The sequence below is a fragment of the Effusibacillus consociatus genome (assembly GCF_042652925.1).
GTDB classification, from domain to species: Bacteria; Bacillota; Bacilli; order Tumebacillales; family Effusibacillaceae; genus Effusibacillus; species Effusibacillus consociatus.
In genome coordinates this window covers 69,901-78,864 of record NZ_JBHSHC010000132.1, presented here as the reverse complement: position 1 = coordinate 78,864, position 8,964 = coordinate 69,901, and the positions used below count along the sequence as shown (strand labels likewise).

13 protein-coding genes and 1 pseudogene are annotated in these 8,964 nt (G+C 48.0%); all 14 read left to right on the top strand.

What is annotated here, in order from left to right; translation table 11 throughout:
* Positions 1-57: 57 nt before the first annotated feature.
* Positions 58-153 (top strand): annotated as a pseudogene (locus tag ACFO8Q_RS19435) (enoyl-CoA hydratase); the annotation flags it as partial.
* 194 nt (positions 154-347) lie between these two features.
* Positions 348-890, top strand: a complete 543-nt coding sequence (locus ACFO8Q_RS19430) for a GNAT family N-acetyltransferase (protein ID WP_380028149.1) — start codon at positions 348-350, stop codon at positions 888-890.
* A gap of 104 nt (positions 891-994) precedes the next feature.
* A complete protein-coding gene (locus ACFO8Q_RS19425; RefSeq protein WP_380028147.1) occupies positions 995-1,318 on the top strand; it encodes an ArsR/SmtB family transcription factor in 324 nt (107 codons plus the stop codon).
* Between the two features lie 11 nt (positions 1,319-1,329).
* The gene (locus tag ACFO8Q_RS19420; RefSeq protein WP_380028145.1) at positions 1,330-1,968 is read left to right on the top strand and encodes an MIP/aquaporin family protein; all 639 of its coding nucleotides are present in this window, start codon (positions 1,330-1,332) and stop codon (positions 1,966-1,968) included.
* 29 nt (positions 1,969-1,997) lie between these two features.
* Positions 1,998-2,462: an ArsI/CadI family heavy metal resistance metalloenzyme gene (locus tag ACFO8Q_RS19415; RefSeq protein ID WP_380028143.1), complete on the top strand. Its 465-nt coding sequence runs from the start codon at positions 1,998-2,000 to the stop codon at positions 2,460-2,462.
* A 21-nt stretch (positions 2,463-2,483) separates the two neighbouring features.
* Positions 2,484-2,909: an arsenate reductase (thioredoxin) gene (gene arsC / locus ACFO8Q_RS19410; protein ID WP_380028141.1), complete on the top strand. Its 426-nt coding sequence runs from the start codon at positions 2,484-2,486 to the stop codon at positions 2,907-2,909.
* Positions 2,910-3,065: 156 nt separating this feature from the next.
* Positions 3,066-3,695 carry a uracil phosphoribosyltransferase gene (gene upp / locus ACFO8Q_RS19405; RefSeq protein ID WP_380028138.1) on the top strand — a complete coding sequence of 210 codons (630 nt, stop codon included), beginning with the start codon at positions 3,066-3,068 and terminating at the stop codon, positions 3,693-3,695.
* Between the two features lie 16 nt (positions 3,696-3,711).
* Entirely contained in the window at positions 3,712-4,854 is a 1,143-nt protein-coding gene (gene wecB / locus ACFO8Q_RS19400) for a non-hydrolyzing UDP-N-acetylglucosamine 2-epimerase (RefSeq protein ID WP_380028136.1), read from the top strand.
* Between the two features lie 113 nt (positions 4,855-4,967).
* Positions 4,968-6,152 (top strand): acetyl-CoA C-acetyltransferase, encoded by a 1,185-nt coding sequence (locus ACFO8Q_RS19395; RefSeq protein WP_380028134.1) that lies wholly within the window; start codon positions 4,968-4,970, stop codon positions 6,150-6,152.
* Positions 6,153-6,416: 264 nt separating this feature from the next.
* The gene (locus ACFO8Q_RS19390; RefSeq protein ID WP_380028132.1) at positions 6,417-6,815 is read left to right on the top strand and encodes an ATP synthase subunit I; all 399 of its coding nucleotides are present in this window, start codon (positions 6,417-6,419) and stop codon (positions 6,813-6,815) included.
* Positions 6,815-7,558 carry a F0F1 ATP synthase subunit A gene (gene atpB, locus ACFO8Q_RS19385; RefSeq protein WP_380028130.1) on the top strand — a complete coding sequence of 248 codons (744 nt, stop codon included), beginning with the start codon at positions 6,815-6,817 and terminating at the stop codon, positions 7,556-7,558. Before ACFO8Q_RS19390 ends, atpB begins: the two co-directional genes overlap by 1 nt.
* A 58-nt stretch (positions 7,559-7,616) precedes the next feature.
* Positions 7,617-7,838, top strand: coding sequence for a F0F1 ATP synthase subunit C (gene atpE / locus ACFO8Q_RS19380; RefSeq protein WP_380028126.1), 222 nt, complete (start codon positions 7,617-7,619; stop codon positions 7,836-7,838).
* A gap of 94 nt (positions 7,839-7,932) precedes the next feature.
* Entirely contained in the window at positions 7,933-8,421 is a 489-nt protein-coding gene (gene atpF / locus ACFO8Q_RS19375) for a F0F1 ATP synthase subunit B (protein ID WP_380028124.1), read from the top strand.
* Positions 8,415-8,963, top strand: coding sequence for a F0F1 ATP synthase subunit delta (locus ACFO8Q_RS19370; RefSeq protein ID WP_380028122.1), 549 nt, complete (start codon positions 8,415-8,417; stop codon positions 8,961-8,963). Before atpF ends, ACFO8Q_RS19370 begins: the two co-directional genes overlap by 7 nt.
* The last annotated feature ends 1 nt before the right edge of the window (position 8,964 follow it).

The following is an 8,964-nucleotide window of genomic DNA, read 5'->3' as shown; positions in this document are numbered from 1 at the left end:
AATTCCGCTTGGTGAGATTTTGTTCAGAATTTTAATTCAGTACGTAGTTTTTAAACAGACTCTAATAGAACATCTATTATTGCATCCTTTTTATGTGGAAATCAGAATGAGAAAGCAGTATTGAAGGGGAATTTTTCGGGAGTAATACTATAAACTCTATATTTTTTCTTCAACTAACGGGGATGGATAGTTCCGTAATTCCAACTACAAGGCTGCTTAAAAGTAGCCTTGTTACGGCAGTGATGTGAAATTATGAGTGTGTTTAAAAATCAAAATAATAGTCTTTGTAGGTATGTTAGATTTCATAATTAAGATGAAGGTTCTTTCCATGGAGAGGGGGATTTAATGTGATACCAACATTTGAAACAGATAGAATAATCCTTCGTCCTTTTGATTTGCAGGACGCACAAAGAGTAGAAATTTTAGCTGGTGATAAAGATATAGCTGAAACAACGTTACACATACGTCATCCTTACCCGAAAGGTGGAGCTGCACAATGGATTGCAACGCATAGACATTCTGCCACAAATGGTGATGGTTATGTTTTTGCAATAGTGAACAAAAATCAAAATGAGTTGATGGGCTGTATTAGCTTAAATATTGATAAATCCAATGATAAAGGTGAATTGGGCTATTGGATAGGCAAGCCATATTGGGGAAATGGATATACAACAGAAGCGGCTAAAATTATTATTCGATTTGGTTTTGAAGATTTAAGGCTAAATCGAATATGGGCATCAGCAATGACAAGAAATCCAGCATCAATTAAAGTAATGGAAAAGATAGGATTGAAATATGAAGGTACTTCCCCCCAAGCGATTCTTAAATGGGGAAATTTTGAAGATGTCTCGTTTTATGGGCTTTTAAAATCAGATTTTTTGTTACGCTAACAGAGCCTTATTTTTGAACAGGAAGTTAAGATCATGTAAATATAGACATATAACCATATAGTTATGTTATAATGTTTCTTGTTTAGGAGGGGAATGGTAACCGCATGGAACTTGAAAAATTGGCTGACTGTTTGAAAGCACTCGGAGACCCCACCAGGTTGAAAATAGTAGCCTTGCTGAATGTGCGGGAGTGCTGCGTTTGCGAACTGGTCCCGATTTTTAACATTTCCCAGCCGGCAATCTCCAGACACTTAAGTCGATTGAAAAGCGCCGAACTGGTACGGGAAGCCCGGAGGGGGCAATGGGTTTTTTACTCTTTGAATCGGGAACGGCTGGAATCCGTTGGACTTGCGCTGACGCAATTGCCCGATTTTTCGGAAGAGCTTCGAAAATTGGCTGAAAAAGGTTTACTTGTTAACTGTGAATAAGGAGTAGGGAAATGCGAAGAAAATTGACAGCTGAATTCATTGGAACCTATTTTCTTGTGTTCGCCGGAACGGGAGCAGTCGTAATCAATGATTTAACCAAAAGCATTACGCATGTCGGTATTGCCTTGACTTTCGGTCTTGTGGTGATGGCTTTGATTTACGCTTTCGGTCACGTTTCGGGTGCCCATTTTAACCCTGCGGTAACGCTCGGATTTTTGGCACGGGGAGATATTGGTTCGCAGGATGCCGTTTTTTATATCACCACCCAGGTGCTGGGAGGCCTTGCAGCAAGTGCGTCGCTGTTGTTGATGTTTGGCAACGTGGCTCAATTGGGGGCTACCTTGCCGAGGTACTCGTGGCAGCAATCATTCGTTTTGGAATTTATACTTACTTTTGTTCTGATGATGGTCATCCTTGGCTCCGCTGTTCACACAAAAGCCAACAAACCTTTTGCCGGTGCAGCAATCGGAGCGACCGTGGGGCTTGAAGCGATGTTTGGGGGACCCATTAGCGGGGCTTCGATGAACCCCGCTCGCTCAATAGGGCCTGCAATTGTGTCCGGTACGCTGGAACACCTTTGGATTTACGTTGTCGCAACGATCTTAGGTGCAGTCGCTGCGGCAGTGGTTTATAAATTCATACATGAGTAGGGCATCGCCCGGGAAAGGAGATTGCTAGAATGCAAACTTTTCGAATGCACGTTGCGGTGAACGTGACGAACCTGGAAGCAAACCTCAAGTTTTACCGTGCTTTCTTTGGTGCGGAACCGACCAAAGTGAAGGGCAATTACGCAAAGTTCGAACTGAACAACCCGCCCCTTCATTTTTCGATGAATGTGCGAGCTTACGAGAAGAATGGAGTCCTGAATCATATGGGGTTCCAAGTGGAGAACACAGAAGCGGTGTTGGCTGTGAAGGAACGATTGCAACAAGCCGGTCTGATGCCGTTGGACGAAATGGGAACTACCTGCTGTTATGCTGTGCAGGACAAAATTTGGGTGCACGACCCCGAGGGGAACGCTTGGGAGATTTTCTATACGAAAGAAGATTCCGAGTTCGAATCCGCAGGAGATCCGGCGGTACAAGGGGTGTGCTGTGCTCCCTCGCCTTCTCCGGAATTGATTGGCCTTGAAGAACTCAAATAAAAGTTATTGGAGGAAGACACCATGACGGATAAGAAAAAAACCATCTATTTTCTCTGCACAGGCAACTCATGCCGCAGTCAGATGGCAGAAGGATTCGGGAAGAAATACTTGGGCGACCAATATGAAGTGTACAGCGCGGGAATCGAAGCGCACGGCCTAAATCCGAAAGCTGTAAAAGCGATGGCTGAAAAAGAGATTGATATTAGCAATCAGACATCCGATATCATTGATCCGGAGATTCTGAATCAAGCCGATTATGTGATCACTCTTTGTGGCGACGCCAATGACAAATGTCCTGTTACCCCTCCGCATGTAACCCGTTTTCACTGGGGATTTGACGATCCCGCCAAGGCGACTGGCACTGAAGAAGAAAAATGGGCAGTGTTTCAGCGCGTACGGGACGAAATCGAAGATCGAATCAAGCGGTTTGCTGCGGAAGGAAAGTAATTTAAGGAAAGAAATTTTATGAAGTGTCAAGACAGCCCCTTGCTTAGCGAAGGGGTCTTTATGTTGTTCGGAAGTAGCACCGTAAAATCGCCTCTGATATAATGGGAGAAGTGGTTTCAAACACCTTTCGTTTCATTCAAAGGAGATTTAAGTGAAATGGGCAAAGTACATTCATTCGATCACCCGTTGATTCAACATAAGCTGACCTATATACGGGACGAGAATACCGGCACGAAAGAGTTCCGTGAACTGGTGGAAGAAGTCGCTATGTTAATGGCTTATGAGATTACGAGGGATTTGCCGCTTGCAGAAACGACTGTGAAAACGCCGGTTTCTGAAGCAAAAACGAAAGTAATTGCCGGGAAAAAGCTGGGACTGGTCCCGATCCTCCGGGCAGGGCTCGGGATGGTAGACGGTATCTTGAGATTGATTCCGGCTGCAAAGGTGGGTCACGTCGGATTGTATCGGGACCCCGATACGCTGCAGCCTGTCGAATACTACTGCAAACTTCCGACCGACGTACAGGAACGGGATCTGATTGTGATTGACCCGATGCTTGCGACAGGCGGTTCCGCGGTGGCAGCCGTCACTTTCTTGAAACGGCAGGGTGCCAAAAACATCAAGTTAATGTGTTTGATTGCGGCTCCGGAAGGCATTCACGCGGTACAGCAAGCACATCCTGACGTGGATATTTTTGTAGCGGCTATTGACGAAAAGCTAAATGATCATGGATACATAGTTCCGGGCCTGGGAGACGCGGGAGACCGCCTCTTCGGCACTAAGTAGATAAGGGAGAGTGCGAATGGAACCGATTCGGGTACTTACTGTGTTCGGGACACGTCCGGAAGCCATCAAGATGGCTCCGCTCGTCAAAGCTTTGGAACAGGCAGGACCTGCCATTGACTCAAAAGTTTGTGTAACTGCACAGCATCGCCAGATGCTTGACCAGGTTCTTGAGATTTTTCATATCCGGCCCGATTACGACCTTGATATCATGGAATCCCGGCAAACCTTGACGGGAATCAGCATCAAGGCGCTTAAAGGTCTTGAGGAAGTGATTTCAAAAGTTCAACCTACTGTCGTCCTCGTTCACGGGGATACCACAACGACTTTCGTGGCGGGACTGGCCGCTTTTTATCAACAGGTTGCAATTGGACATGTGGAGGCGGGTCTCCGTACTTACGACAAATACTCTCCTTTCCCGGAAGAGATGAATCGTCAGCTCACGGGGGTTCTGGCCGATTTGCATTTTGCTCCAACCCGCGAATCCGCAAGAAATTTGCTGCAGGAACGCAAGAACCCGGATGCGATATTTGTCACGGGCAATACCGCAATTGACGCAATGAAGACCACGGTGCGGCCGGATTATACCCATCCAATCCTCGATTCGATCGGCAGAGAGCAGCGGCTCGTGTTCATGACTGCACACCGCAGGGAGAACATCGGCGAGAAAATGGAGAACATTTTCCACGCTGTACGTCGCATTGTTGAGGACAACGACGATGTCGTGCTCGTATATCCTGTTCATCTGAATCCGGCTGTTCAAGAACCGGCGCGAGCGATTCTCGGCGGGCATCCGCGAGTCCATCTGATTGATCCGCTCGACGTTGTGGACACGCATAATTTCATGTCACGCGCCTATCTCATTTTGACCGATTCAGGCGGTATTCAGGAAGAAGCTCCATCGCTTGGGGTGCCAGTGCTGGTTTTGCGTGATACAACTGAGCGGCCGGAAGGCATCGCGGCAGGCACGTTAAAATTGGCCGGTACGGACGAACAGACCGTGTATGAACTTGCGTATGAACTGCTGAACGACCCGCAGGCGCATCGTGCCATGTCGATCGCAGCCAATCCGTATGGGGACGGAAGAGCTTCCGAGCGGATCGTACGGGCCATCCTTCATTATTACGGACGCGGAGAACGCCCCGATGAATTCGAAGTGTAACATCTCTATGGGAATTTTGTAAATTTTTCGTTAAGCATGAAGGAAATATCTAGCGAATAAAAGAAGTAGAGTATGTTAGAAATTTATAAATTCACTAGGGGTGGAGATTCTACATGATGAGGGAAGCAGTTATTGTCAGCGCAGTTCGTACAGCAATCGGCAGTTTTCAAGGATCTTTGGCGGGGATTCCGGCTCCCGAAATGGGAGGCATCGTGCTGAAAGAAGCACTCGCCCGGGCCGGTGTGAGTCACGAACTGGTTGACGAAGTAATCATGGGGAACGTGCTGCAGGCCGGACTTGGTCAGAACCCGGCGAGACAGGCTTGGGTAAAGACCGGTTATCACGAATCGGTTCCGGCAATGACAATCAACAAAGTTTGCGGTTCCGGTTTGAAAGCCGTGATGCTGGCGGCCCAATCGATTAAGGCTGGGGATGCCGATGTCATATTGGCTGGCGGTATGGAGAACATGAGCCGGGCACCTTATCTTTTGGAAGGAGCACGCACCGGCTTCCGCATGGGGGATGCGAAAGCAGTTGATTCGATGGTTCGCGACGGCCTTTGGTGCGCTTTCTTCGATTATCATATGGGAATTACTGCAGAGAACATTGCGGAAAAGTACGGCTTGACCCGTGACGAGCAGGACGAGTTCGCCGCCTGGAGTCAGCAAAAAGCGGAAGAAGCAGTTAAGACAAATCGCTTTAGGGAAGAGATTGTCCCGGTGGAGATCCCTTCGAGAAAAGGAGACCCCGTAATTTTTGATAAAGACGAGTATCCGCGGGCTGGTACCACACAAGAGGCGCTTGCAAAGCTGCGCCCCGCATTTAAAAAGGATGGCACTGTCACAGCGGGCAACGCTTCCGGAATCAACGACGGAGCTGCCGCCTTGCTTGTGATGTCAGCGGATAAAGCATCCGAACTGGGTTTGAAGCCTCTCGCTCGTATTACCGCTTATGCTTCTGCCGGTCTGGATCCTTCGGTTATGGGATTGGGTCCGATCTTTGCAACACGCAAAGTGCTGGAAAAAACAGGTTTGAGCATGCAGGATATCGATCTGATTGAAGCGAATGAAGCGTTTGCCGCCCAATCCCTCGCGGTTGGAAAAGACTTGGAGATTCCTCGCGAGAAGCTTAATGTGAACGGCGGAGCCATTGCTCTCGGCCACCCGATCGGTGCGAGTGGTGCACGTGTCCTGGTTTCCTTGCTGCATGAATTGGAAAAACGAAACGGGAAACGCGGACTGGCAACTCTCTGTATCGGGGGAGGACAAGGAGTTGCGATGGTGGTCGAAAGAGACTAAAAATCGGTAAAAAATGAAATAATCATTATATCCGGGCGGGAACGGGGACTGCTGCACGCGGTCGCTAACCCGCCCTTAAAAGTGGTGACCGCTTGGCTAACTTTGACATATTTGTGAAAGTTCCGTGAAGCCTGTAAAGATGCGGGGGAAGTCCGGATGTACCTCGTTGACAATTAATTGATCTGTATTGTACGATGGTCTAGGTCGATTTCGCCATGAGGTACATCCGTTTTACATAGTGAAACACCAGGAGCCGTTGCGTGTATGGAAGAAGCGAAAAAAATTGTTCGACGAACGGTAAAGTACACACTTTACATCACCTTGGTGTGGGCGGTATTATGGGCTGTTGTACCTGCGTGGAGGTCGATTTTTTCAGGTCTGACAATCGGAACAGCGGTAAGCGTTTACTTTGCGGTCAGTGTTGCAAGGCAGGCCGAAATGGCAATGGATATAGCGATGCGGGGCGGGAGGAAGAAACCGGTTATTCCGTTCTTTTCGCGTGTTGCTGTGATTGCGCTCGCTGTGATGATTGTGCATAAACTCGCCTATCCGAATGTCTACGCGATGATTGGTGCATTATTTACTTATCAAATTGTCATCTTCGTGGACATGTGCGTGCATAGGGGACAAGACAAGGATTCCAAGCCGGAAGGGGTGAAATGATGGAACACTTATTTCCGACGATTGAACTTTTCGGTATACCGGGATTAACGCTAAATCTGACGGTTGCCCTGATGTCGTTGATTGCTTCCGCGGTAGTTGCTCTGATTGCAATTGCGGCCGTACGTCGGCTCGATATGCGCCGGCCAAGCGGGATGCAGAATTTCCTTGAAGCAATCACGGACTTTGTTCGCGGGCTTGCGAACGATACGGTCGGGGCAAAACATGCGGACACTTGGGTGCCGCTTGGATTGACGCTGTTTATTTGGATGTTTGTTTCCAACCAAATGGGTCTGATTACAAACATCACAGCCCATGCATCCGGCGAGGGTAGCTATACTTATTGGATGTCTCCGACAGCTAACTTCACCGTTGCGATGACAATGGGGGTATCGATGGTTTTGTTAAGCCACATTGTGGGGCTCAGGAAACCGGGGCAGTATTTTAAACACTGGGTAACTCCGAATGTTGCGATGTTGCCTCTGCACCTGGTGGAAGAACTTCCGAAATTCCTGACACTCGGTCTTCGTCTATTCGGTAACATTTTTGCGGGTGAAGTCTTGCTTGCAATCCTGGTTGGAATGCCTGTGCAGTTGGGGTGGGTGGCAGGCAGTATTGCAGGTGGTATCCCGATGTTGGTCTGGTTGGGTTACTCGATGTTTGTCGGTACCGTTCAGGCGTTTGTGTTTACCGTTTTAACACTGGTGTATGTGGGGCAAAAAATACCGCATGATGAGCACCATTAATTTCTGATGTCGAATTCTTGTCGAATTATGACAACCAAAATCAGGGAGGTTATTTTAAATGGACATTGCAATTGCAGTAGGTTTGATTATGGGTCTTGCGGCAGTTGGTGCCGGTATTGGTAACGGTTTGGTAATGAGTCGTTATATCGAAGGGATTGCTCGCCAACCGGAAGCTCGTGGTCTTCTGTTTACCCAAGCGTTGATCGGTCTCGGTCTCGTAGAGGCACTTCCGGTTATCGCTTTGGCGATCGGTTTGATCCTCTTTGGTCGGATCGGTTAATGGCGAGACTCTTCGGAGCTCGTTGGGCGGGACAAGATGAACTTGTGCTCGCCATTCTTTTGTCCTTTGTCCTGTGAGAAAGGAGTGAAAATAGGTGGCAATTGAATTAGGCACAATGTTATTTCAATTGGTTGTTTTCCTGATTCTGTTTCTTTTCCTTCGGAAGTATGCGTTTGGTCCGTTAATGAAGACGATGAAAGATCGTCAGCAATATATTGAGAACCAAATCGCTACGGCGGAGCAAAACCGTCAAGAAGCCGAGAAGTTGGCGAAACAGCATCAAGAAGCTATTCAAGCGGCTAAAAAAGAAGCGGCTGAGTTGCTGGAAAACGCTCGGCGTACGGGGGATAAGCAAGCGGCTGAAATCCTCGCTGCTGCTGAAGCGGAAGCGAAGCGCATTAAAGATGAAGCAGTTGCTGACATCAACCGTGAGAAAGAACTTGCGATTGCAGAACTGCGTGAGCAAGTGGGCGCTTTGTCTGTTCTTCTCGCTGGTAAGATTATTGCAAAAGAAGTCGACGCGGCGAAGCATAAAGCCCTGTTTGATGAAGCGGTTAAGGAGATGGGGGAACGCGTATGCTAGGTGGAGTTGTAGCCAAGCGCTATGCGGATGCTCTATTCTCCATTGCGAAAAATCAGAATCTGATCGATGGCGTAGAGGCGGACTTGTCTACGATACTAGCCGTGTTAAATGAACATCCTCAACTTCGTCGGATTCTGCATCATCCGGCTATCTCGACAGATGTGAAAAAACAGCAGGTCATTGAGTTGTTCGGTAAAGTGGTTTCCGCCACAATGTTGAATTTCTTGCAGCTGCTGCTGGATCGTCGTCGTGAGAATCAATTGGCGGGTATCTATGAAGAATACACCCGTTTGGCTAATGAACATAGAGGTCAAGTGAAAGCTCATGTTGAAACTGCAGTTCCGATGTCTGATGCCGAACTACAGGATCTGGGAGAAAAACTTGGCGGCGCATGCGGCAAGAAACTGGACATCACTGCATCCGTCAATCCGCAATTGATTGCGGGCGCCCGTCTTAAAATCGGGGATCGTGTGATTGATGCAAGTGTGCAAGGTCAACTGGATCGTTTTAGTCGGAATCTCAAGCGGAACCAAGTACGGTAGA